This is a genomic window from Streptomyces aurantiacus, assembly GCF_027107535.1.
Taxonomy (GTDB): Bacteria; Actinomycetota; Actinomycetes; order Streptomycetales; family Streptomycetaceae; genus Streptomyces.
Map to the genome: position 1 here is coordinate 6,125,697 of NZ_CP114283.1, position 22,707 is coordinate 6,148,403.

Consider the following 22,707-nt stretch of genomic DNA (forward strand, 5'->3'; position numbering starts at 1 on the left):
GAAGCAGGAACGCGGATCCTGGTATCCGGGCCACCACTCACCGGGCGTCGGGGATGCGCAGGGTGAAGACCGAGCCGGCTCCGACCTCGCTGGTCACCGTGACCGTACCGCCGTGGGCGGTGACCAGCTGGCGCACGATGGACAGGCCCAGGCCGCTGCCTCCGGTGCGCCTGCTGCGGGATTTCTCCGCCCGCCAGAACCGGTCGAAGACGCTGGGCAGGTCCTCCGCGGCGATGCCACTGCCCGTGTCGGCCACCTGGAAGCGCACCTCGTCGCCGTGGCGTCCGGCGGAGAGGGTGATGGTGCCTTCGGCCGGCGTGTGGCGGATCGCGTTGGACACCAGGTTGCCGAGAGCCTGGCGCATCCGGAGCGGGTCGGCGTCGAGCCAGGGGGTGTCGTCCACGGCCGTGCGCAGGCCGACTCCGGCGGCCTCGGCGGCGACGCTGTGCGCCGCGACGACCTGTTCGAGCAGTTCGTCGGCGCGGACCGGTTCGCGGTGCAGTGCGAGGGTGCCCGCGTCGGCCGCCGCGAGGTCCTGGAGGTCGTCGATGACCCGCTGGAGGACCAGCGCCTCCTCGTGCAGGGACGCGAGCAGTTCCGGATCCGGGTCGACCACGCCGTCGCGGGTCACCTCGAGCCAGCCGCGGATGTTGGTGAGCGGGGTGCGCAGTTCGTGGGCGATGTCGGCGACCATCGCCTTGCGCTGTGCCTCCATGCGTTCCCGGCGCTCGGTGAGGTCGTTGAACGCGACCGCCAGGATGCCCGTCTCGTCCTGGGTGGTCACGGGAACGCGTACATGCTGCTCGGGCGGCTGCTGGGCGGCGTGCGTCAGCGCGCGCAGCGGCCGCACCAGACGCGTGGCGACCAGGGCGGTCACGGCCACCGTGAGGGCGAGGACGAGACCGGCGACGCCCGTGACCTTGGCCTTGTTGGCGGTCGACATGTCGAAGTGCGGGACGGCGCTGTCGCCGTGGCCCAGGAACAGTTCGGCCGCCGGGGCGACATACGGTGCCAGTTGCTGACGGCGTGCGCGGTCGACGCACTCCTCGACCTTCTCGACCTGCTCGGGGGTGCTGTCACGGACCGTCGGATTCTTCTGCACGAGGTAACGGGCCAGCATGGAGCGGTCCTTGAAGTCGACCGTGACGGCGAGGGGCGCGGTGAGCGCCACGTCGGTGCGGTCGAGGCACTTCCCGGCGTACGTCGTCAGCTCGGCCAGGGCCTTCTCCTCCGTCGGGGTCGGGGTGTTGAGGATGCCGTCCGCGCAGGGGGTCGGCACCTGTCCCCCGTCGATCGTGCCCTCCTCGTCGGTGAGGACGGAACGGCCGCTGGGCAGACGCGTGATGCCGGTCTCGACGCCGTTGTTCGCGAAGCAGCGCCGCCGCTTCTGGGCCAGCAGTGCCACGCGCTCGCGCTCCGTGGGCGTGAGCCGGTAGGGGCCGACCGCGCGCGGATCGACGCCGGTGAGCTGCGCGCCGGGCTCGGTGAAGGTGTCGGTGTGCAGCGGGTCGACCGTGGCGGCGGCCCGGGGCGGCAGTGCCGTGCCCCGTTTCGTGGAGTCCGCGATCGGGGTGCGGTCCGGGGTCGTCAGGGCGATGCGCCGACCGGTTCTGTCCGACAGGGCGCGGAGGGTCTTCTCGACGCCCGTCCAGTCGCGGTGGGTGGCCGCGTACCCGCTCAGCCGCTGGAGGATGTCCATGTCCTCGGCCAGTACCTGCCCCTGCTCCTCCTGGATCGCCCGGGTCGTGGTCTCGACGGCCAGCCAGGCCGTCGCCGCCACGGAGCAGATGGCGATCAGCACGGACGTGATCAACAGGCGTACGAGGAGTCTCTTGCGCAGGGGTATCGGGCGGTTCACCCGCGGTCCCCGCTGAGCTTGTAGCCCACCCCGAAGACGGTCAGCAGCCGGACCGGTCGGCGCGGATCAGCCTCGGTCTTCTTGCGCAGGTTCATGATGTGCACGTCGACCGCCCGCTCGGTCGAGGCCCGGTCGATCCCCCGAGTGCGGTGCAGCAACTGCTGCCGGGAGAAGACCCGGTCCGGCTCGGCGACCATCGCCAGCAGGATCTCGTACTCGGCCGGTGTGCAGTCCACCGGCGATCCGTCGCACATCACCTCGTGCCGTACGGGGTCCACGGCGATCCCCGCGGCCCGTACGACCGGGTCGTCGCGTTGCCCGGCGGTCTGCCGCCCGCTGCGGCGCAGGACCGTGCGGATGCGGGCCATCAGTTCGCGCGGGCTGTACGGCTTGGTCATGTAGTCGTCGGCGCCGAGTTCGAGGCCGAGGAGGATGTCCTCCTCGGTGGAGCGGGCGGTGAGCATGAGGACGGGGATGTCGTCGTCGCGGCGCAGCGCCCGGCACACCCCGAAGCCGTCGATCACCGGGAGCATCAGGTCCAGGACGACGAGGTCGGGCCGGCGCTCCCGGGCGGCCTCGAGCGCGGCCCCGCCGTCGTGGACCACGGTGGCGGTGTGGCCCTCGCTCAGCAGGGAGCGGCGTATCAGCTCGGCCTGTTTCTCGTCGTCCTCGGCAACCATCACGTGTGCGCACACGAGGCCCGATGCTAGGCGCTCCCCGCCGTGGCGGACCATGGGTGAGGGGCTTCCCACGCCCTGACACCTTCCTCACAACCGGCTGATAGAGACGCGGTCGGCGCGTGGTCGCAGGCGCGGTCGGCGGCGACGGGAGGTGTCCGGACGGGCATGATGAGCCGGTGGACAAGGTGAACATAAGTGATGAGGACCGTCGGCTGCTCGGGCTCTGGGCCGCCGACCGTGTCGAGCCGGTGCTCCCGTTGTTCGAAGCGAAGGCTCCCGCCGACACCCGTCCCCGCGAGGCGATCGAGGGAATCCGGGCCTTCGTGCGCGAGGGAAGGCGGACGGCCCGGCTGCGGTCTCTCGGCTGGGCGGCCCACGCGGCCGCCCGCGAGGTCGGCGACCCTGCTGCCACAGCGGCCGCCCGCGCCGCGTGCTACGCGGCGGCGACTCCCTACATCCACCCCCTGGCCACCCCTCACCAGTCGAAGCACGCCCTGGCTCCCGCGGTGTACGGGGCTCTCGCCCGTGAGCTGGCGGCGGGGGACGACGCCGGGGTCGGCGACGAGGAGCTCCGACGGGCGATCGAGCACGCCCCGCCCGAGGTTCGCGAGCTCGTGCGGCGGATGCCGGCCCGCAGCCCCGGCCGCAGTCGGCTGGACACGCTCTACCACCAGCTCGACGCGGCCCTTCGCAGCTGAGCGGTGAGGGGCCCCGGAGGGAGGACGGTCGCGTCCCGTCCGGAATCCGCCCCGGCCGACGCCCTCGGTCCTCCGCGGGCCGGTTCGGCGCCGCTCAGCGTCCGAGGGCGGCCGCGTCACCCATGACGACCACCGGACGGCGGTCCGGGTCCAGGGCGCGCAGCAAAGCCTTCATGTGGTTCTTCCGCAGACTGACACAGCCCTGCGTGGGGCCGTCGTGGTCGACGTGCAGCCATATGCCGCCACCCCGCCCCGCCCCGAGGGGCCGTGTCCAGTCCAGTGGTGTGGTGCCGGGCGCGCGGTTGTAGTTGATGGCGACGACGTAGTCGAACGAACCGGCCAGGGGCTCGCCCTCGAAACCCGTGCCGCCGATGGAGAAACCTCCGGAGCGGTCGTAGGGCAGGCGGGTGCCCGGGTCGGGGAGGAGTCCGCCCGCGTCCGTGAGGGCGTACACGCCGATGGGTGAGCGGAGATCACCGGCCCGGTGGTGGCCGGTCCAGCCCTTGAGGGCATTGTGCGCGGGCCACCTGGGCCCGGCCCGCCAGCCGGACGCCGTGCGCTCGTACAACACCGCCGTCGACAGGGGGGAGTTCCGGCCCTCGCCCGTCACCACGAGTGCCTGACGGGTCTTCGACGGCACCTGGGCGATCGTCCTGGGCCCCAGGCCCGGCAGGTGCCGCGGTGTCACGTCCGGGGAGACCCGGGGCGCGGGGGCAGGTTTGTCCGCGCCCGCCCTCGTCGTCATCACGCCCGGTTCGCGGTCCGGCGTCGCAGCCGCTCCGCCGCCGCAGCCGGCGAGGAGAAGGGTGGCCGCGAGAACGGCGACGGGACGGCAGGCGGCACCGCGAAAGCTTGTGATCATGTGTCGACCCTGACGGACACATATGAGGAACTCGTCAGGCCGCCGCGCCCAATGATCCGGCCGGCTCGGACGACTTGGTCCACTTGAACGACTTGGACGACCTGCAGGGTGTTTCGCCTCCAACGATCGGTTCCTGCACCGCTTCTTGGGTGCGGCCCCGAGAACTCCACGGCATGGAGAGCGTGATGGAGCACGTGGCGCGACGGTTCCGGTCGCCGCGCCACCACTTCCCGCAGTACCCCGGTGGGCACGCGTTACGCATGAACTCGCCCGGGCCGGGCGGAATGCCCGCTGCCGTCACGGGCGTTGAGCAGCGCATGACGCATGACACCAGCCAGGACGCTCTGCTCGCGCTTCTCTCCGAGTACGACGGCGGGGTGCTGACCACGCTCCGGCGCGACGGGCGCCCACAGCTGTCCAATGTCAACCACGCGTACTACCCCGACGAACGGATCGTGCGCGTCTCGCTCACCGACGGACGCGCCAAGACCCGCAACCTGCGCCGGGATCCGCGGGCCTCGTATCACGTGACCAGCGCGGACCGGTCCGTCTACACCGTCGCCGAGGGCGTCGCCGACCTCTCGCCGGTGGCCCGCGACCCACGCGACGAGACCGTGGAGGAGCTGATCCGGCTCTACCGGGACGTGCAGGGCGAACACCCCGACTGGGACGACTACCGGGCCGCCATGATCCGCGACAGCCGTCTCGTACTGCGGCTCCGTGTGGAGCGCGCGTACGGCATCCCCCTCACCCGGTGATCCGACGAGGACGCCCGTCCTCCACTTCTTCCACTGCTCCTTCAAGTCACCGGTACCTCCCGTGAGTTGACTCACGGGAGGGGGCCGTCGCCGGGTGGCCGGGCCGACGCCCCCGACAACGGCTGCTTTTGGTATGTACCTGACCGGCAACTGTCGCTAGGCTCTGCCCCGCCATTCCATGAGAGCGCTCTCACAGTTCAGCTGTTCCGCCCCCACCATGCTGGAACAACGAAGGGCTATCGCCTTGAGACGCACTACATCCATGCGCACCGGCCTGGCCGCACTCCTCCTGGTCGGCGCCTGGGCAACCGCCGTCGCCGCACCCGCCTCGGCCGCCGACGCCCCCGACACCCCCCGCACCTCCGACGCCCCGGCCTCCGCCGGCCTCATCGACGCCATGCGACGGGATCTCGGCCTGACACAGGCCGAGGCCAGGACGCGTCTCGCCGCGGAGAAGGCGGCGACAGCAGCCGAACCGAAGGTCCGGCGCGCGGCCGGAGCCGCGTACGGAGGCTCCTGGTTCGACGCCGACAGCGGGAAACTGACCGTCGCCCTCACGGCCGGCGCGTCCGCCGCCACCCTCGACTCCGTACGCGGAGCCGGGGCGACCGTCACCACCGTCCGGCACAGCGCCCGGCAGCTCGACGCCGTCAAGGCGCGTATCGACAAACTGGCCGCGCCGAAGGGAGTCAGCAACTGGTACGTCGACGCCGAGTCGAGCTCGGTCGTCGTGGCCGTCGTCGCCGCGAAGCGTGCTGACAACGATGTCCGCACGTTCCTGTCGAAGGCCCGCGCGGCAGGTCCGGTCACCGTCGAGGAGACCGCCGCGGCGCCCGAGACCTTCGCCGCCGGGACCGTCGGCGGCGACCCCTTCTACACCGGGAACGTCCGCTGTTCCATCGGCTTCTCGGTGCACGGCGGTTTCGTCACCGCCGGGCACTGCGGCGGGGCGGGGCAGGGCGTCAGCGGCTGGGACCGCTCCTACATCGGCAACATCCAGGGCTCCTCGTTCCCGGGCAACGACTACGCCTGGGTCAACGTCGGGAGCGGCTGGTGGACCGTGCCGGTCGTGCTCGGCTGGGGCACCGTCTCCGACCGGCTCGTCCGCGGGTCCGCCGAGGCACCCGTCGGTTCCTCCATCTGCCGGTCGGGATCGACCACGCACTGGCACTGCGGCACGGTGCTCGCCAAGAACGAGACCGTCAACTACAGCCAGGGCGCCGTCCACCAGATGACCAAGACCAGCGTCTGCGCGCAGCCGGGCGACTCCGGTGGTTCCTTCATCAGCGGCGACCAGGCGCAGGGCGTCACCTCCGGCGGCTGGGGCAACTGCTCCACCGGCGGCGAGACCTGGTACCAGCCGGTCAACGAGATCCTCAACCGGTACGGGCTCACCCTGCACACGGCCTGACACCCCGCACCAGGGCCGGACGGGCTCCGTCACCGACAGGTGGCGGAGCCCGCATCCTCCGACACGGGCGACCATGCCTGCCGGGCCGCCCGGATGGCACGAGACGAATCGAGGGGCGGCCCGGGACCGATCGGTCCCGGGCCACCCCTCACGCCGTACCTGCCGTGTCCGTCAGACCTTGCGCCACTTGGCCATGGCGAACGAGAACACCCCGAACAGCATCAGGCCGACCGCGATGAACACCAGCAGCCACGGCCCCACCGGGGTCTCGGTGAACGAGCGCAGGGTGTCGTCCATGCCCTTGGCCTTGTCCGGTTCGAATTCGACGGCCGACCGGATCGCGAAGCCCCCGGCGACGGCGAACACGAGACCGCGGGCCACTCCGCCGCCGACACCCGTCACGTCGACCGTTTGGCGCACCCGGCGTGACATCTCACCGAGCCTCATGTGCTTGTGGTACTTCCGGCGCACGGCCTGCACAGCCATCCAGACACCGGCGCAGAGGATCACCACGCCCGCCACACCCACGAGCCACTGCCCGGCGGGCAGGTCCATGACCTTGGCCGTCACGTCCCGGGACTTGCCGTCACTCGAACCGCTCCCGCCGGAACCCGCGGCGAAGGCGAGAACGGTGTAGGCGACGAAGCCGTAGAAGACGGCCCGTGCCGCCGACGCAAGCCTCTTCTTCCACTTGTGGCCATCAGGGCCCGCCGCGCCGAAGACCGCTTCGGACAGCCGCCAGAGCGCCATGCCGACCAGTCCGATGCCCAGAGCCCAGAGCACAACCGCTCCGAAGGGCTTCTGGGCGACCTCTTCGAGTGCGCCGCCCTGATCCGCCTGCTTCCCGCTGCCGCCGAAGGCGATCTGCAGCGCCAGCATGCCCACCAGCAGGTAGATGACACCGCGCGCGGTGAATCCCGCCCGGGCCGCGCCCTCGATAGCCGGGGCAGCCTTGTTCTTCCCCGCCCGGCTGCCTCGCGTCAACGTGCTTGCATCCATCGTTTGCCTCCCCATTCCGAGTGCCCCCGCTCGGCATTACGACACCCGACGGCTCCGACCAGGCGATACCTCCCTGTTCCGGAGCACGGAGGGGCGATCGAACATACGATGGGCACGCACGGGAGCGGCGCCGCGCGAGGCCGCTCCGGGACGTGGACCTCTCGGGGTGGGAGACGCATGGCACAGGGCACCGACGCAGCACGGACCGTCATCCTGACCGTGGACGACGACCCCGGAGTCTCGCGTGCCGTGGCCCGTGACCTCCGCCGTCGCTACGGCGAGACGTACCGGATCGTGCGCGCGGAGTCCGGGGAGAGTGCTCTCGACGCCCTGCGCGAGCTGAAGCTGCGCGGTGACCTCGTCGCGGTGATCCTCGCGGACTACCGCATGCCGCAGATGAACGGGATCGAGTTCCTGGAGCAGGCCCTGGACGTGTACCCGGGCGCCCGCCGGGTGCTGCTGACCGCGTACGCGGACACGAACGCGGCGATCGACGCGATCAACGTGGTCGACCTCGACCACTACCTCCTCAAGCCCTGGGACCCGCCGGAGGAGAAGCTCTACCCCGTCCTGGACGACCTGCTGGCCGCCTGGCGGACCTCCGACCACCGGGCCGTCCCGATCACGAAGGTCGTCGGTCACCGCTGGTCCGCGCGCTCGTCGGACGTGCGGGAGTTCCTGGCCCGCAACCAGGTGCCGTACCGGTGGTACTCCTCGGACGAGCCGGAGGGCGCCCGGTTGCTGGCCTGCGCGGGACAGGACGGGGAGCGGCTGCCGCTCGTGGTCACCGCGGACGGGGCGGTCCTCGTCGAGCCCGGCGACCCGGAGCTGGCCGCCCAGGTGGGGCTGGCCACCACGCCGACCGCCGAGTTCTACGACCTGGTCGTCATCGGCGGCGGACCGGCCGGGCTCGGCGCGGCGGTGTACGGCGCCTCGGAGGGGCTGCGGACCGTCCTGGTGGAGCGTTCGGCGACCGGTGGGCAGGCGGGTCAGAGCTCACGCATCGAGAACTACCTGGGTTTCCCGGACGGTGTGTCCGGTGGGCAGCTCACCGACCGGGCGCGGCGCCAGGCCGCCAAGTTCGGCGCCGAGATCCTGACGGCGCGCGAGGTGACCGGCCTGGAGGTCACCGGCGCCTCGCGCACCGTGCGGTTCTCCGACGGTTCGGCGATCGCCGCGCACTGCGTGATCCTGGCGACGGGCGTGTCGTACCGGCAGTTGGAGGCGCCCGGCACTCAGGACCTGACCGGGTGCGGGGTCTTCTACGGGTCGGCGCTGACCGAGGCCGCCGCCTGCCAGGGACACGACGTGTACATCGTCGGTGGTGCGAACTCCGCCGGGCAGGCGGCCATGCACCTGGCCAAGGGCGCGAAGTCGGTCACCCTGCTGGTGCGCGGCTCCTCCCTTGCCGCGTCGATGTCCCACTACCTGATCGAGCAGATCGCGAACGCGCCGAACATCTCGGTGCGCACCGGGACGGTCGTGGACTCGGTGCACGGCGCCGGCCACCTGGAGCAGCTCACCCTGCGCGATCTGGCGAGCGGGCACACCGAACTCGTCGACGCGCAGTGGCTGTTCGTGTTCATCGGGGCGGCCCCGCTCACCGACTGGCTGGACGGCACGGTCCGCAGGGACGAGCGCGGGTTCATCGTCGCCGGCCCCGACCTCGCCGTGGGCGGACAGCAGCCGCCCGGCTGGGAGCTGGACCGCCCGCCGTACCACCTGGAGACCAGTGTGCCCGGGGTGTTCGTGGCGGGTGACGCGCGTGCCGAGTCCGCCAAGCGTGTCGCCTCCGCCGTCGGAGAGGGAGCCATGGCCGTGATGCTCGTACACCGGTATCTGGAGCAGTCGTGAGCGGGCAGCCGATGCCGTGCGACGTCGCCGAGCTCAGCACGCTGTTCCTGTTCGAGAAGCTGGACGGGGAACAACTGGGACGGCTGTGCAGCGAGGGCCGGGTGGAGAGGTTCGAGCCCGGTTACGTCTACCAGGAGGGGGAGCCCGCCACGTGCTTCTTCGTTCTCCTGGAGGGCACGCTCGTGATGTCGCGCCGGGTCGGCAGCGACGACGTGGAGATCAGCCGTACGTCCCAGCGCGGCGTGTACGCGGGAGCAATGCAGGCCTATCTGGCCGCCCCCGACGAGGCGCGCTACAAGGGCTCCCTGCGGGTCACCGAGCCCTCGCGGTTCTTCGTCCTGCCCGCCGAGACGTTCTCCGCGGTCCTGCGGGAGTGGTTCCCCATGGCCGTGCACCTGCTGGAAGGGCTGTTCTTCGGCAGCCAGAACACCCAGCGGACCATCGGCCAGCGCGAGCGGCTCCTGGCGCTCGGCTCGCTCTCCGCCGGGCTGACGCACGAGCTCAACAACCCGGCCGCGGCGGCCGTCCGGGCCACGTCCGCGCTGCGGGACCGGGTGGCCGGCATGCGGCACAAGCTCGGCATGATCGCGTCGGGCCCGTACGCGCGCGACGCCCTGGAGACGCTCGTCGAGATCCAGGAACGCACCGCGGAGCAGGTCGCCAAGGCCACGCCGCTGAGCCCGCTGGAGGCCTCCGACCGGGAGGACACCCTCGCCGACTGGTTCGACGACCACGGCATCGCGGGCGGCTGGCAGCTCGCGCCGACGTTCGTGCAGGCCGGGCTGGACACCGACTGGCTGGACCAGGTGGCGGCGGCCGTCGAGGAGCAGACCCTCGAAGGGGCCGTGCGCTGGCTGAACTACACGGTCGAGACCGAACTCCTGATGAACGAGATCGAGGACTCCACCACCCGCATCTCGCATCTCGTGGACGCGGCCAAGCAGTACTCCCAGCTCGACCGGGCGCCCTACCAGGTCGCCGACGTGCACGAACTGCTGGACAGCACCGTGATGATGCTCGCCGGGAAGATCGGCTCGGGCGTCAGGATCGTCAAGGACTACGACCGTGCGCTGCCCAGGATCCCCGCCTACCCGGGCGAGTTGAACCAGGTGTGGACGAACCTCATCGACAACGCCGTGTCGGCGATGGGCGGCGAGGGTGTCCTGACCGTGCGCACCGCACTCGAACGGGAGCAGTTCCTCGTCGAGTTCCGCGACACGGGACCCGGTGTGCCCGAGGAGATCCGCGGCCGGATCTTCGACCCGTTCTTCACCACGAAGCCCGTCGGCGAGGGCACCGGGCTCGGCCTGGACATCTCCTGGCGGATCGTCGTGAACAAACACCACGGGCATCTGGAGGTGCACTCCGTGCCCGGTGACACCCGTTTCCAGGTATTCCTCCCGCTCACCGCGGCGGAGTCCGACACTGCTCAGGAGGCGCCATGACCACCCCGGACGGAATCGACCCGAGTGTCCCGCCGAGCGGCGCCGGGTGCGTCGAATGCGACGCCGCGGGCGGCTGGTGGTTCCATCTGCGGCGCTGCGCCCAGTGCGGTCACGTGGGGTGCTGCGACGACTCCCCCGCCAAGCACGCCACCGCCCACCACCGGAGCACGGGCCATCCCCTCATCCGCAGCTTCGAACCGGGCGAGGCCTGGTTCTGGAACTTCGAGACGTCCGAGCTGTACGAGTCCGGTCCGGACCTCGCCCCGCCGCTCAGCCACCCGGCGGACCAGCCCACGCCCGGGCCCGCTGGACGGGTGCCGGCGGACTGGGCGCGGACCCTGCGCTGACCTGGTCCCCTTTGCCCACCGCTCCGTCAGCCGTGGGCCGGAGGTCCGTCGGCGGGACGTGCCAGGATGGATCCGTGCCGACCACCGCATTCACCACGCCGTTCATCGGGCGTGAAGACGAACTCGCCCGCCTGACCCTCGTTCTGGACCGGGCCCGGGCCGGCGAGGCGCGGGCCGTACTGATCGCGGGAGACGCGGGAGTCGGCAAGACCCGGGTGCTGGCCGAGGCCGCGGGGCACGCCGCGCAGGCGGGCACGACCGTGGTCACGGGCCACTGCGTCGACCTGGGTGACGTGGGTCTGCCGTATCTGCCGTTCACCGAGATCCTGGGCCGGCTCGCCGGGGACGAACGGTTCGCCGGGGCGCTGGCCGCGCATCCCGTGGTCGACCGCCTCCTCGGCGACGGCGGTCACGGCGCGCGGGACGCGGACGGGCGCCCCCAGCTGTTCGAGGGCATGGCCGCGCTGCTGGCCGAACTGGCCGAGACCGCACCGCTGTTGCTGGTCCTGGAGGACCTGCACTGGGCGGACCAGTCCTCCCGCGACCTGCTGCGTTTCCTGCTCAGCAGGGGGATACTGCAGAACCGCCGCGCACGACTGCAGGCGGACGGCGTGGCCCCCGCCGCGGGCGGCGCGCAGGGTCAGCGCCTCGCCGTCTTCGCGTCGTACCGCGCCGACGACCTGCACCGCAGACACCCGTTGCGGCCCCTGCTCGCCGAGTTGGTGCGCCTGTCCGTCGTGGAGCGGCTCGAACTGCGTCCACTGCCCGACGGCGAGGTGGCCCGGCTCGTCCGTTCCCAGCGGGCGACGCCCATGCCCGACGCCACGGTCCGCCGCATCGTCGAACGAGCCGAGGGCAACGCGTTCTACGCGGAGGAGTTGCTCGCCGCCGCGTCGGAGACCATGTCCGGGTCCGCGTCCGCCGTGCCCAGCGGGCTGGCCGACGTGCTGCTCATCCGTTTCGAGCAACTGCCGCCGACCGCCCAGCAGGTGCTGCGTACCGCGGCCGTCGCCGGGCGCCGTGTCGAGCACGACCTGCTGCGCGACACCGTCCAACTGCCCGAGGAGGAGCTGGAGTCGGCTCTGCGCGAAGCCGTCGGGCGGCAGCTCCTCGTCCCCGACCAGGACGACACCTACTCCTTCCGGCACGCACTGATCCGCGAGGCGGTCTACGCGGATCTGCTGCCGGGTGAACGAGTGCGCCTGCACAGGGCGTTCGCCCGGGTACTGGCCGGGCGGGGCCGGCCCGACGAGAGCGCTGCCGAGCGCGCCCACCACTCGCGCGAGAGCCACGACCTGCCCGACGCGCTGGCGGCCTCGCTGGAGGCCGCCGACCATGCCGGGCGGGTGCGCGCGCCCGCCGAGGAACTGCGTCATCTGGAAGCCGCCCTCGACCTGTGGTCGGCGGTGCCCTCCTCGGCACGGCCCGAGGGCTTCGACACGGTCACGCTGACGCTGCGCGCCTCGGCGGCGGCCGTGCACGCCGGTGAGACACACCGGGCGGTCTCGCTGACGCGTTCGGCGCTCGCCCGGGTGGGCTCGGACGAGGACTCCGAACTGGCCGCCCGGGTCCGCTACACGCTCGCGGGCAACCTCATGCGGATCGACAGCCTCGCCGCCGCGTTCGCGTACAGCAGCGAGGCTCTCGCGATGATCCCCGCCGACCCGCCGTCGCGCACCTGGGTCTGGGCGGCGTCCACCCATGTCATGGCGGCGCGATACGTGGGGGACGACGAGACCGCCCGCAGCGTCGCGAGCCGGGCCCTGCGGATCGCGGAGGAACTCGGCGTTCTGGACGCCCAGGCCGATCTGATGATCTCCCTCGTCGGTCTCGAAGGAGCGGGCCGGAGCCTGCCGGAAGGGCGGGCCCGGCTGCGGGAGGCCCGCGAGCTGGCCCGGCGCGCGGGGAACACGTCCATCGAGATGCGCGCACTGTTCAACCTCTCCATCGGCTCGTACGAGTCCAGTGACCTGGACGAATGCCTGGCCTGGCTCTCCGACGGCCTGGAGCGCGCGGGCCACGCCGGGCTGCTCTCCTCGGTCTATCCGGTGGAGATGCGCTATCTGCGTTCCCTGGTGCTGTACTCCCTGGGCCAGTGGGACGAGTGCGTCCGCTCCGCGGAGTCCGACGCCGATCGGCTGCCGGCGGCGGGCGGGTACGCGATCGGCCCGGCGCTGTCGGTGGCACTGGCGCGTGGTGACCAGGGTGCGGCCGAGCGGGCCCGGGCCCTCCTCGACGGGCCGTTCGACTGGATGGCCACCCTCGTCATGGGGATCCTCCTGACCGACGCGGCGGTACTGCGCCGCGATGCCGAGGCGGCCGTAGGGCAGTTCGATACGACGGTGACCGCCCTGCTCGACGAGTCCGGTACGACACCCGATGTGGTGGTGCGGCTCGCGGCGCTCGCCCTGACCGCCGTCTCGGACGCGGCCGTGACCTGCCGCCTGGCCGGCGACGAGGAGGGCACCCGGCGCTGGGTGCGGGCGGGCAAGAACCTGGTGGAGCCGGCCCGGGCCACTGCGGCCCAGAGCGAGGACGGTTCGCCGCAGGGGCCCGAGGGCCGGGCGTGGCTGGCGCGCGCCGAGGCCGAGTGGGCGCGGACCCTCGCCGAGCCGGACATCGAGGCCTGGGAGAAGGCCGTCGCGGCGTTCGGCTACGGGGACGTCTACGAGCAGGCCCGCTGTCGGGTGCGGCTCGCCGAGAGTCTGGTGGCGTCGGGGCGGCGCGAGGAGGCCGCCGAGCACACACGGGCGGCGCACGCGACGGCGGTCCGGCTGGGCGCCGTGCCGCTGCGCGACGACGTGGAGCGGCTGGTCCGCCGGGCCCGCCTCGCGGAGAGCGCCCCCACCGACGACCGGGCCCCCGCGCTGACCGCCCGGGAGAACGACGTCCTGCTGCTCCTCGCGCGTGGCCGCACCAACCGGCAGATCGGCGAGGAACTGTTCATCAGCGGCAAGACGGCGAGCGTGCACGTGTCCAACATCCTCGCGAAGCTGGGCGCCGCGAGCCGTACGGAGGCGGTGGCGATCGCGTACCGCGAGGGGCTGGTGCAGGCGGAACCGTCCGCCTCCGGATGAGCGCCGGCCGGATCGGCGCGGCCCGCGGCTGCGGGGTCCGGCGGATGGCGGTGTCATGGAGACAGGCGCACGCAGGGCCGAGCCGTCGTTTGTGTCCGGGGCTACCGGTTACACGAGCGGGTGGCCCGCATCCGTACAAGCAAAGGTGGCTTCATGACGTCCGGCACGCATCTCGCTCTGACGCTCACTCTCACCGGCGGCACGGCCGCCGACGCGCGGGCTGTCATCCACACGCTCGAACCCGTCTTCGGATCGGCGGACGCCATGCCCCGCGACGGCGACGCCACGGTCTACACGGCGTCCTTCGACAACGGCGCGCCGGCCGGCGGTGCCCGGGCCGACGAGGCGTCCGGGCTCTCCACGTCCGTGACCGTCACCCTGCAGGGCAGCCCGGAGGCGGTGCGACGGGCCGACGAGACGCTGTCCTCCGCCTTCACCGTCCACGAGGAAGGGGTGGCTCCGGGCGACCAGGAGCAGGAGCGGCAGCTGCGACTGGAGCCCTAGCCGGCCGGGCGCCGCCCCCGGTGAGCGGCGACGCCGCCTCACTCTTCGAGCCCAACGAGCCCCACGAGCCCAGCGGGCTCACCCGCCGAGCCGCAGCGTCCGCATCTGCTCGTCGAGGGGTGCCAGCCCGACATCCCGGCGTCGCTCGTCGAGGGTCTGGGGCTGACGGACCGGATAAGGGTGCAGCGTCGCGGGGTCGACACGGGTGCCGTAGAACTGCGGCTGGCCCTGTTCGACGGCACAGTGATCGGCGATGTACGCGTGATGCGGCGCCGGGCAACGCCCGTCCGCCGCGGCCTGGGCGATGAGGTCCCGGCACGCGAGCTGGAAGTCGAGGTCCGGGGCGTGCAGCAGGATCATCAGGGCCGCCGTCGAGGCGGGTGCGCCGACGAGGTCGGCGGTCGGCCAGGCATGGCGTCGGACGATCGTCCTGAGCGCCTCGGCGTTGTCCTCGCGGCACTCGGCGATACGGCGGCGCGTGGCCGGTGTGGGACTGCGGTGCGCTTCTCTCATCGCCCGCCTGTCCTCCTCCACCCGGCGCACCAGTTCACGGGCGAGGGCGCTCGCGAGCGCCGGAAGCACGGTCGGGTGCCCCTCTCGTATCTCGTCGTGCGCGAGCCCGGCACGGTCCTCGTCGGGCACGCGTCCCCTGTGGGTCTCCCCTGCTCCGGTGCGGGTCTCCCCCGCCTCGCCCGGCGGGCGGCCCGTCTGCCCGTCGCGCGGCTCCCGTCCGCTGCGCTCCGCGTCGCCGGCGCGTGCCGCGGCGGTGTTGCGCCCCTCGTCGACGGGCGCACGTTCCGTGCGTCCGTCACGCGTCGTGGCACGGGCGAGGTGGCCCGAGACGGCGGGACCGGTCATGACTCCTCCCGGATGTGCAACGAGAACCACACCCGCTTCCCCGTCTCGCCGGGCTCGGGCGGGGCGACACCCCAGTCGTCGGTGAGCGCGGCCACGATGGCGAGCCCGCGTCCGGACTCCTCGGCGGTGTCCGCCGTGCGGTGGTGCGGCAGGTCGGTCGAGCGGTCGGCGATCGTGACGCGCACCGCGTGGCCGGTGCACTCGACGCTGACCGTGACCGTGGCACCGGGGCCCGGGCTGCCGTGTCGGACGGCGTTGGCGAACAGCTCGTCCGTGGCCAGGACGGCGTTGTCCAGCTGATCGGCGGGCAGCCGCAGGTGCGCCAGTTGTGCGGCGACCGTGCGGCGCACGCCGGAGGCGCGGGCCGGCTGAGCCGCCACCACCGTGCGAAGGACCCGTGGCGTACTCACCACGACGGGAACGGCCGGTGTCGCGGGCGGGGCGGCCACGGCCGGGGTTCTCTCACCGGCCCACGCCAGAGCGGTGGTCGTGTCGCGGTCCGCGCCGTGCGTCAGTGAGGGCGATTGCCGGCGGTGGTGCGCACGAAATGCCGTCATCGTGCCTCCTTCGTGTGCAGCACGGGTGGGGGGACGGTCTCGGTGGCTGCTCCTGCAGCCAACCGTCCGGGCGGGTGGAACGGCCAGGGGGTGAGCGGGTTGTCCGGTTGCAGCCGCGTAGTGGGATGGCATGTATGTTCGATCGCGTGAGCAACATGAGCGAGAGCCGGACCGCCGCCGGCGGGCAGGGCGCCCGCGGCTGGTCCGGCATGAGCGGCAGACGGGTGCTGGTCACCGGCGGTACGCGCGGACTCGGCGAGCAGATCGTGCGGCTGCTGGCAGCCGAGGGCGCCCGGGTGGCGACGTGCGCCCGCACGGTGGGTGACCTCGATGCGCTGAGAGGTTCGCTGGCCGCCGCGGACTCCGGGCGGCTGTTCACGCAGGCCCTGGACGTCACCGAACCCGAGCGGCTGGAGGACTTCGTCGCCGCGTCGGCGAGCCGCTTCGGCGGCCTGGACGGAATAGTCGCCTCCGCGGGCGGCTCCCGCGGACGGAACCTCGAACAGGCGAACGCCGAGGACTGGGCCGCGACCTGGGAACTGAACGTCGGGCACACCGCACGGCTGGTGCGGGCCGCGGTCCCGTACCTGCGGAGCGCCGGCGGCGGCTCGGTCGTGGTCATCTCGTCGATCTCCGGCTGGAAGCCGGGACCGAACGCACAGTACGGAAGCGCCAAGTCCGCCCAGATCCACCTGGCCGCCTCGCTCGCCCGCGAACTCGGTCCGGACGGGATCCGGGTCAACGCCGTCTCGCCGGGGTCGATGCTCATTCCGGGCCGCCGCTGGGACCGGATGCGCGCGGAGGAGCCCGAAGCCTTCGCCGCCTTCAGGGAGGCGGAGCTGCCGGGCGGGGAGCCGGTCGCGCCGCACGAGGTGGCGCGCGTGGTGGCGTTCCTGCTGTCCGACTGGTCGAGCGGGATCTCCGGAGCGAACCTGCCCGTCGACCGCGCCCAGAACGCGCCCTCCCCCGAGGGCTACTGAGCCGGCGCGGGGGCCGGTTCCCCCTGGACCGGTCGTCATGCCACGGCCCCCAGCACCGGGCGGGACCTGCGCTCGAACTCCTGGACGAGCGGCTCGTGGCGGCTGGGCGCCAGCCTCCCGCGGAAGTCGCGCAGGGCCTGGATGGAACGCTCGCTGTGCACCGAGGCGAGGGTGCCCAGCGCCTCGGTCGCCGTACCGACGGCCTCGTCGAGCCGGTTCTGCTGCAGATGCGCGGTCGCCAGCACGGAACGGCTGATGGCCTGGCGCCTGCGCCGGTCCGCGTTGGCGAGCACGGACTCCTCGGCCGTGCGCTCCGCCTGCGCGGCCAGGCCGAGGTCCCTGAAGCACAGGGCGGACTCGGCCTGGAGGTAGTGATGGTCGAGGAAGCGGACCCAGACGGACTCCTGCGCCGCTCCCCGGCTCGCGTCCAGCTGCTGCTCCGCCAGGCGAAGGGCTTCGGTCGTCTCACCTGTGCGGCCCTGCGCGGCGTGGCCGCGCGCCGACATGGCGTACAGCCGCATCAGGCCGAGCGGACTGCCCGAGTCCCTGGCCGTGGCGATGCCGGCCCTGGCCAGCGCCACCCCTTCGTCCGGGCGGCCGAGGTTGGTGGCCAGATGGGAGAGGCCGGCCAGGATCTGCCCGCCCAGGACGCGGTCACGGCCACCCGCGCACAGCCTCAGCGCCTGGGTCATGTAGCGCTGCGCCAGTCCGTACTCCCCCGCGTCGTACGAACTCCAGCCCGCCATCGCGGCGAGGCGGGCCGCGGCGGCGTACAGCAGGCGCTGTTGGTGCGGGGGCGTGCCGCGGCGCTGCAGCATGGGGACGACCTCGGTGCACAGGTAGTGCACGATGCTGGTGCGCACGCCCCCGCCGCCGAAGTGGTTGTCCATCTGGTCGAACATGCCGATCATGGCGTGCACCTGCTCGACCGGCCCGCCGTCGGCCACCGGGGCGGGACGGGGTGTCTGAGGGTTCTCGACCAGCCAGAGCAGCCACTCGCGCTGAGGGTTCGTCAGGGCGGCGGCGACGAAGGGGACCGTGCCGAGGAGGCTGCGGCGGGAGACGTCCGTGGAGCCGAGTTCGGCCAGGGTGTGCAAGGTGTCCGCCAGGTCCTCGCGGTAGACGAGCGCCCTGCCCGCGACCGGTCGCTGCGGCTCGGGCAGGAAGCCGAGGTCCGTGGGCGAGACGGGCCGGCCGAGCCGCTCGGACAGTACGGCGGCGAGCAACTCCGGTGTGGTTCCCCGTGGTTGCTGGCCGTTCAGCCAGCGGGTGACCGACGCCTTGTCGTAGCTCGATTCGGCACCCTGTCTGCGCCCCAGTTCGTTGACGCGCAGGGCGAGTGACGCGTAGGAGCAACCGGCGTCCCTGAGGGCGGCGGCCAGCGCCTTGTTGGCCCCGGCGGGACCCTTGCCGGGGTTCCTCGGTTGTCCGTCACTCACGGTGGCCATCCAGGTCTCGCATCAAGGTGCTGCGGGGTCGCCCGGTCTGCCGGGGCGTCAAATCCGATGCTGCGGCGCACCGTTGTGCGCCGTCGCCGCCGGACTGTGGGGCAGGTCACTCGATCACTATGATGGCGGACACACTCAACTCGCAACAAGCGTTCTGATAATTTCAGAACGATCCGCATCGCTCTGTCTCTGTCAGCCACGGCGTGGCACACTGCTCGCTGTGACGGCCGTTCCGGGAGGTAGGACGTGAGCGACAACCGCTCGGGCGGCAGCGCGCCGACCGTCCTGCGGATGGTCCTCGGAAAGCGGCTCCGGCATCTGCGGGAACAGGCCGGGATCTCTTTCGAGGCCGCTGCGCGGGCCATCGAGGTCACTCCTTTGACGGTCCGCCGGATAGAGAAGGCCGAGGTCGGCCTCCGTATCCCCTACGTGAGGGAGTTGCTGCACACCTACGGAGTTCCCGCGTCGGAGGTCGACGACTTCCTCTCGATGGCCAGGGAGGCCAACCAGCCCGGCTGGTGGTACTCGTACCGCGACGTACTGCCCGAGTGGTTCAGCGCGTACGTGAGCCTGGAGAGCGAAGCCAGCGTCATCCGTCTCTACGAACCCCACTACGTGCCGGGCCTGTTGCAGACGCACGACTACGCGGCGGCTCTCATGCACATCGGCTTTCCCAACGAGACCAAGGAGGACGTCGACCGCCGTGTCGCGCTGCGGCTGAAGCGCCAGGACCTGCTCGCCAAACCCGACGCACCGGCCGTCTGGGCCATCCTGGACGAGACGGTGCTGCGCCGCCCGGTGGGCGGGGCCGAGGTGATGCGGGCCCAGATCGACCGCCTGAACGAGGTCCTGGACATGCCGAAGGTCCGGATCCAGATCCTGCGCTTCTCGGTGGGCGCGCACCCCGGCGCGTTCGGCCCGTTCCACTACTTCCGCTTCGGCTTCTCCGAACTTCCCGACGTCGTCTACACCGAGAGCCTCGTCGGCTCGGTCTACGTCGACCAGCCCTCCGACGTCGTGACGTATCTCGAAGTAATGGACCGGATGTCCGTGCAGGCGGAGCCGGTCGCTCGGACCAGGACCATCCTGGGTGAACTGCGTAAGGAGTTGTGAGCCATGAGTTCCATGGACCCCATCCACAGCGGCATGCCCGCCCGCGAGCTGGGAACCGAGGGCTGGCAGAAGCCCTGGAGCGGCACCAACGGCGGTAGTTGCGTCGAGGCCAAGCGACTGCCCGACGGCAGCGTCGCCTTCCGGCAGTCCAAGGATCCCGACGGCCCCGCGCTGGTCTACACCCGGGACGAGATGATCTCGTTCCTGCGGGGTGCGAAGTCCGGCCAGGCCGACTTCCTCGTCGCCTGACTCCTGCCCGACCCCCACCCGCCCCGCGTCACGGGCCCACTCCCGGACACCGCCGCCCGCCCACTTCGGGTGGCACCACCACGCCCGCACAACCATCCACCACTACGGCCGCACAACCGGAAAACCCGCACGCGCCCTCCCGCCGTGCGGGTCACCCGGTCACACTGAGGAAGTCGGCCGTCCTGGAGGGAGTGGTATGCGCACACTCCACGAGGCCGTCACCCGGTGCCGGACGCTGGTCGTCGAGGGCCCCGAGGACATCGGCCGCAACGGACTTCTCGCCGGACTGGTCCGCGCCGGATTCATGATCAGGCGCTCCCGGGGCCCTCTGCACCATGTGGACCCGACCCGGCCGTACCGCGAACTCCTCGCCGTTCCCGGCCTGCTGGCCGTGGACGGCGGCATCATCCACGAACTCGTCTACGGGCCGCTGCGCCACGGGCGTTCCCGGGTGACCTGGATCCAGGCGCTCGACTTCGCCGAGGCCGTGGCCGAACGGGACGGCGCCCTCCTGCGCCTGACGGACTCCGGGCCCCCTGCGGACGCCGAGACCGCCGCGGCGGCCGCTGCCTACGAACGCGCGTTCCACACTCTCGCCCAGCACGTCCCCGTCGTCACGGTGGACGCCGGCGGCCCCGGTCCCCCCATCCGTGCGCCCGACGCCCCATCTCTTCAACTGGGGCGATGCAAACGGAAGTTGACGGTAGGTTTGTGACGGACCGCGTGACGCACGGCAGGAGATCCCTCATGGCAGACGGCCAGCCCACTCCCGACCAGGACGCCTTGTCCAAGATCGACACCACGGTGCCGCATTCGGCCCGCATCTGGAACTACTGGATGGGCGGGAAGGACAACTACGAGGTCGACCGGGAGGCGGGCGACGCCTACCGCCGGATCGCCCCGAACATCGAGACGATGGCCCGCGCCTCCCGTGGTTACCTCATCCGCACGGTGACGCTCGTCGCCGGTGAGCTGGGCATCCGCCAGTTCCTGGACATCGGCACGGGCCTTCCCACCTACGACAACACCCATCAGGTCGCCCAGCGCCTGGCGCCGGAGTCCCGGATCGTCTACGTGGACAACGACCCGCTGGTGCTCAGGCACGCCCAGGCGCTGCTCACCAGTACGCCCGAGGGGGTCACCGACTACATCGACTCGGACCTGCGCGAGCCCGAGAGGATCATCGAGGCCGCGGGCAAGATCCTCGACTTCGACAAGCCCGTCGCGCTGATGCTGATGGGCATCCTGGGCCACATCAAGGACTACGAGGAGGCCAAGTCGATCGTGCGCCGCCTCCAGGCCGCCCTGCCCTCGGGCAGCTACTTCGTGCACTACGACAGCACCGACACCGACGCGGAGCTGAAGCGGGCGCAGGAGGGCTACGACGACACCGGTGCCGACCCGTACGTGCTGCGCAGCCCGAGGGAGGTGTCCGCGTACTACGAGGGCCTGGAGCTGCTGGATCCCGGCATCGTCTCCTGTCCGCTGTGGCGCCCCGAGCCGGGCACCGACCCACAGCCGACGGACGTCTACGGCGGCGTCGCCCGCAAGCCCTGACGCCCCTCGTCGGCGTCAGGGCCCGCGGGGCCGGTCAGGACCGCGCGGCCGGCTGGATGTTCTGGTTGAACCGGAACAGGTTGCCGGGGTCGTGGTCGGCCTTGATCCGGGCCAGGCGCGCGTAGTTGTCGCGGTAGCTGGCGCGGACGCGCTCCTGGCCCTCGTCCATCATCATGTTGACGTAGGCGCCACCCGCCGAGTACGGGTGCAGGGCCTCGAAGTAGTCGACGGTCCACTGCCTGATGCGGTCGGCGTTGGCCGGGTCGGGGTCCACCCCCGCGTACACGGAGGCCCAGCGCGCGTCGCGGTAGCTCCAGGCGGTGTCCGTCGGCGCGTGGTCGTGGACGGCACCGTCGATCGGGTAGAGGTGCATCGTCGACTTGAGGGTCGGCAGCTCCGCACCGAACTCGGCGTGCAGGCCGACCGCGTCACCGGGGATCTCGTTGACGAAGTCGGCGCGCCAGTACCACTGGTCGCCGGGCGGGTAGAGAGCATCGAAGGCCGACTGGATCGCGGGGTGCGGCATCGGCGCCGGTCCGTGCAGCATCGGCTGCGGAAGGACGTCGAGCAGCGGCGCCATCAGGCCGGCCGCCGCCTCCGGGTCGTCACCGGCGTAGCACCACACGACACCGCAGGCCTTGCGTCCCTGGATCTCCTCGGGGAACGGCGGGGCCGGCGGGACCGCGCCGAACAGGAAGAAGGCGTTGAGGTCCCGGGGCGCGTGCGGGATGAAGTCCCGGTAGGCGGCGAGGACTTCGGCTCCGAGTTCGACCGGCCAGAACGTGGGCCCGGCGACGACCGTACTCACCTCGTGCAGCCGGAAACGGAACGAGGTGGCGACTCCGAAGTTCCCTCCGCCGCCACGGATCGCCCAGTACAGGTCGGCGTTCTCGTCGGCGCTCGCGCGCACCTGCGCGCCGTCGGCCAGCACGAGGTCGGCCTCCAGCAGATTGTCGACGGTCAGCCCGCACTTGCGGGTGAGATGGCCGAGCCCGCCGCCCAGGGTGAGGCCGCCGACGCCGGTGGTGGAGATGATCCCGCTCGGCGTGGCCAGTCCGTGCGCGTGGGTGGCGCGGTCCACCTCGCCCCAGACGCAGCCCGCGCCGACGCGGACCGTCCGCGCTCCGGGGTCGATCTCGATGTCCTTGAGCGGTGACAGGTCGACGACCACGCCGTCGTCGCAGACCCCCAGCCCCGCTCCGTGGTGTCCGCCGCCACGGACCGCCAGCGGCAGGTCGTGGTCACGGGCGAACCCGACGGCGTGGGCCACGTCCTCGGCACTGGTGCAGCGTGCCACCAGGGCGGGCCGTCGGTCGATCATCGCGTTGTAGACGGCGCGGACCTCGTCGTATCCGGAGTCGTCCGGGCCGGTCAACCGGCCCTTGAATCCGACGAGTTCCTGGCGGGCCGCCTGTGCGGGCGTGACGGACATGGGAATCCCCCGATCCGGGA

The 22,707-nt window shown here is 71.9% G+C and carries 21 protein-coding genes; 13 read left to right on the forward strand and 8 right to left on the reverse strand.

What is annotated here, in order from left to right; genetic code table 11:
- Positions 1-37 precede the first annotated feature (37 nt).
- Both O1Q96_RS29455 and O1Q96_RS29460 read right to left on the reverse strand, forming a co-directional pair.
- Positions 38-1,858 carry a sensor histidine kinase gene (locus tag O1Q96_RS29455; protein ID WP_269251047.1) on the reverse strand — a complete coding sequence of 607 codons (1,821 nt, stop codon included), beginning with the start codon at positions 1,856-1,858 and terminating at the stop codon, positions 38-40.
- Positions 1,855-2,553 carry a response regulator transcription factor gene (locus O1Q96_RS29460; RefSeq protein WP_269253766.1) on the reverse strand — a complete coding sequence of 233 codons (699 nt, stop codon included), beginning with the start codon at positions 2,551-2,553 and terminating at the stop codon, positions 1,855-1,857. The genes O1Q96_RS29455 and O1Q96_RS29460 overlap by 4 nt, the downstream gene beginning before the upstream one ends.
- Before the next feature lie 170 nt (positions 2,554-2,723).
- Here O1Q96_RS29460 and O1Q96_RS29465 point away from each other — a divergent pair, with 170 nt between their 5' ends.
- The gene (locus O1Q96_RS29465; RefSeq protein WP_269251048.1) at positions 2,724-3,236 is read left to right on the forward strand and encodes a putative immunity protein; all 513 of its coding nucleotides are present in this window, start codon (positions 2,724-2,726) and stop codon (positions 3,234-3,236) included.
- A gap of 94 nt (positions 3,237-3,330) precedes the next feature.
- Here O1Q96_RS29465 and O1Q96_RS29470 read toward each other — a convergent pair whose 3' ends face one another.
- On the reverse strand, positions 3,331-4,098 hold the full coding sequence (locus O1Q96_RS29470; RefSeq protein ID WP_269251049.1) for a L,D-transpeptidase family protein: 768 nt from the start codon (positions 4,096-4,098) through the stop codon (positions 3,331-3,333).
- A 317-nt stretch (positions 4,099-4,415) separates the two neighbouring features.
- Between O1Q96_RS29470 and O1Q96_RS29475 the strand changes: the two genes are divergently transcribed.
- Both O1Q96_RS29475 and O1Q96_RS29480 read left to right on the forward strand, forming a co-directional pair.
- A complete protein-coding gene (locus tag O1Q96_RS29475; protein ID WP_269251050.1) occupies positions 4,416-4,856 on the forward strand; it encodes a PPOX class F420-dependent oxidoreductase in 441 nt (146 codons plus the stop codon).
- 244 nt (positions 4,857-5,100) lie between these two features.
- A complete protein-coding gene (locus O1Q96_RS29480) occupies positions 5,101-6,267 on the forward strand; it encodes a S1 family peptidase (RefSeq protein WP_269251051.1) in 1,167 nt (388 codons plus the stop codon).
- Between the two features lie 171 nt (positions 6,268-6,438).
- Here the strand turns inward: O1Q96_RS29480 and O1Q96_RS29485 are convergent, their stop codons facing one another.
- Positions 6,439-7,266: a DUF1206 domain-containing protein gene (locus O1Q96_RS29485; protein WP_269251052.1), complete on the reverse strand. Its 828-nt coding sequence runs from the start codon at positions 7,264-7,266 to the stop codon at positions 6,439-6,441.
- Between the two features lie 177 nt (positions 7,267-7,443).
- On the opposite strand from O1Q96_RS29485, the gene O1Q96_RS29490 reads away from it, so the two are divergent.
- The 5 genes from O1Q96_RS29490 (at position 7,444) to O1Q96_RS29510 (ending at position 14,493) form a co-directional block, all read left to right on the forward strand.
- A complete protein-coding gene (locus O1Q96_RS29490) occupies positions 7,444-9,120 on the forward strand; it encodes an NAD(P)/FAD-dependent oxidoreductase (RefSeq protein WP_269251053.1) in 1,677 nt (558 codons plus the stop codon).
- Positions 9,117-10,565, forward strand: coding sequence for an ATP-binding protein (locus O1Q96_RS29495; RefSeq protein WP_269251054.1), 1,449 nt, complete (start codon positions 9,117-9,119; stop codon positions 10,563-10,565). The genes O1Q96_RS29490 and O1Q96_RS29495 overlap by 4 nt, the downstream gene beginning before the upstream one ends.
- Entirely contained in the window at positions 10,562-10,912 is a 351-nt protein-coding gene (locus O1Q96_RS29500; RefSeq protein WP_269251055.1) for a UBP-type zinc finger domain-containing protein, read from the forward strand. Before O1Q96_RS29495 ends, O1Q96_RS29500 begins: the two co-directional genes overlap by 4 nt.
- A 74-nt stretch (positions 10,913-10,986) precedes the next feature.
- Positions 10,987-13,989 (forward strand): helix-turn-helix transcriptional regulator, encoded by a 3,003-nt coding sequence (locus O1Q96_RS29505; protein WP_269251056.1) that lies wholly within the window; start codon positions 10,987-10,989, stop codon positions 13,987-13,989.
- 153 nt (positions 13,990-14,142) lie between these two features.
- Positions 14,143-14,493, forward strand: a complete 351-nt coding sequence (locus O1Q96_RS29510) for a hypothetical protein (RefSeq protein ID WP_269251057.1) — start codon at positions 14,143-14,145, stop codon at positions 14,491-14,493.
- A 78-nt stretch (positions 14,494-14,571) separates the two neighbouring features.
- Here the strand turns inward: O1Q96_RS29510 and O1Q96_RS44340 are convergent, their stop codons facing one another.
- A complete protein-coding gene (locus O1Q96_RS44340; protein WP_331276073.1) occupies positions 14,572-15,351 on the reverse strand; it encodes a DUF6624 domain-containing protein in 780 nt (259 codons plus the stop codon).
- Positions 15,348-15,908, reverse strand: coding sequence for an ATP-binding protein (locus O1Q96_RS29520; RefSeq protein ID WP_269251058.1), 561 nt, complete (start codon positions 15,906-15,908; stop codon positions 15,348-15,350). The genes O1Q96_RS44340 and O1Q96_RS29520 overlap by 4 nt, the downstream gene beginning before the upstream one ends.
- Before the next feature lie 155 nt (positions 15,909-16,063).
- Between O1Q96_RS29520 and O1Q96_RS29525 the strand changes: the two genes are divergently transcribed.
- Entirely contained in the window at positions 16,064-16,888 is an 825-nt protein-coding gene (locus O1Q96_RS29525; RefSeq protein ID WP_269253767.1) for an SDR family NAD(P)-dependent oxidoreductase, read from the forward strand.
- A gap of 35 nt (positions 16,889-16,923) precedes the next feature.
- Here O1Q96_RS29525 and O1Q96_RS29530 read toward each other — a convergent pair whose 3' ends face one another.
- Positions 16,924-18,336 (reverse strand): NsdA family TPR-like regulatory protein, encoded by a 1,413-nt coding sequence (locus tag O1Q96_RS29530; protein WP_269251059.1) that lies wholly within the window; start codon positions 18,334-18,336, stop codon positions 16,924-16,926.
- A gap of 291 nt (positions 18,337-18,627) precedes the next feature.
- Here O1Q96_RS29530 and O1Q96_RS29535 point away from each other — a divergent pair, with 291 nt between their 5' ends.
- From O1Q96_RS29535 to O1Q96_RS29550, 4 genes are all read left to right on the forward strand, one after another.
- On the forward strand, positions 18,628-19,449 hold the full coding sequence (locus O1Q96_RS29535; protein WP_217456472.1) for a helix-turn-helix domain-containing protein: 822 nt from the start codon (positions 18,628-18,630) through the stop codon (positions 19,447-19,449).
- A 3-nt stretch (positions 19,450-19,452) separates the two neighbouring features.
- On the forward strand, positions 19,453-19,698 hold the full coding sequence (locus tag O1Q96_RS29540; RefSeq protein ID WP_269251061.1) for a DUF397 domain-containing protein: 246 nt from the start codon (positions 19,453-19,455) through the stop codon (positions 19,696-19,698).
- A 196-nt stretch (positions 19,699-19,894) separates the two neighbouring features.
- Complete coding sequence (locus O1Q96_RS29545) at positions 19,895-20,413, forward strand: hypothetical protein (protein ID WP_269251062.1); 519 nt, start codon at positions 19,895-19,897, stop codon at positions 20,411-20,413.
- A gap of 32 nt (positions 20,414-20,445) precedes the next feature.
- The gene (locus O1Q96_RS29550; protein ID WP_269251063.1) at positions 20,446-21,255 is read left to right on the forward strand and encodes an SAM-dependent methyltransferase; all 810 of its coding nucleotides are present in this window, start codon (positions 20,446-20,448) and stop codon (positions 21,253-21,255) included.
- A 34-nt stretch (positions 21,256-21,289) separates the two neighbouring features.
- Here O1Q96_RS29550 and O1Q96_RS29555 read toward each other — a convergent pair whose 3' ends face one another.
- The gene (locus O1Q96_RS29555) at positions 21,290-22,687 is read right to left on the reverse strand and encodes an FAD-binding oxidoreductase (RefSeq protein ID WP_269251064.1); all 1,398 of its coding nucleotides are present in this window, start codon (positions 22,685-22,687) and stop codon (positions 21,290-21,292) included.
- Positions 22,688-22,707 lie beyond the last annotated feature (20 nt).

Bases quoted from the DNA above. Each gene is read 5' to 3' on its own strand.
- O1Q96_RS29545 (WP_269251062.1), top strand. From the start codon at position 19,895: ATGCGCACACTCCACGAGGCCGTCACCCGGTGCCGGACGCTGGTCGTC.
- O1Q96_RS29540 (WP_269251061.1), top strand. From the start codon at position 19,453: ATGAGTTCCATGGACCCCATCCACAGCGGCATGCCCGCCCGCGAGCTG.
- O1Q96_RS29490 (WP_269251053.1), top strand. From the start codon at position 7,444: ATGGCACAGGGCACCGACGCAGCACGGACCGTCATCCTGACCGTGGAC.
- O1Q96_RS29470 (WP_269251049.1), bottom strand. From the start codon at position 4,098: ATGATCACAAGCTTTCGCGGTGCCGCCTGCCGTCCCGTCGCCGTTCTC.
- O1Q96_RS44340 (WP_331276073.1), bottom strand. From the start codon at position 15,351: ATGACCGGTCCCGCCGTCTCGGGCCACCTCGCCCGTGCCACGACGCGT.
- O1Q96_RS29510 (WP_269251057.1), top strand. From the start codon at position 14,143: ATGACGTCCGGCACGCATCTCGCTCTGACGCTCACTCTCACCGGCGGC.
- O1Q96_RS29530 (WP_269251059.1), bottom strand. From the start codon at position 18,336: ATGGCCACCGTGAGTGACGGACAACCGAGGAACCCCGGCAAGGGTCCC.
- O1Q96_RS29550 (WP_269251063.1), top strand. From the start codon at position 20,446: ATGGCAGACGGCCAGCCCACTCCCGACCAGGACGCCTTGTCCAAGATC.
- O1Q96_RS29485 (WP_269251052.1), bottom strand. From the start codon at position 7,266: ATGGATGCAAGCACGTTGACGCGAGGCAGCCGGGCGGGGAAGAACAAG.
- O1Q96_RS29520 (WP_269251058.1), bottom strand. From the start codon at position 15,908: ATGACGGCATTTCGTGCGCACCACCGCCGGCAATCGCCCTCACTGACG.
- O1Q96_RS29500 (WP_269251055.1), top strand. From the start codon at position 10,562: ATGACCACCCCGGACGGAATCGACCCGAGTGTCCCGCCGAGCGGCGCC.
- O1Q96_RS29475 (WP_269251050.1), top strand. From the start codon at position 4,416: ATGACGCATGACACCAGCCAGGACGCTCTGCTCGCGCTTCTCTCCGAG.
- O1Q96_RS29555 (WP_269251064.1), bottom strand. From the start codon at position 22,687: ATGTCCGTCACGCCCGCACAGGCGGCCCGCCAGGAACTCGTCGGATTC.
- O1Q96_RS29525 (WP_269253767.1), top strand. From the start codon at position 16,064: ATGAGCGAGAGCCGGACCGCCGCCGGCGGGCAGGGCGCCCGCGGCTGG.
- O1Q96_RS29535 (WP_217456472.1), top strand. From the start codon at position 18,628: ATGGTCCTCGGAAAGCGGCTCCGGCATCTGCGGGAACAGGCCGGGATC.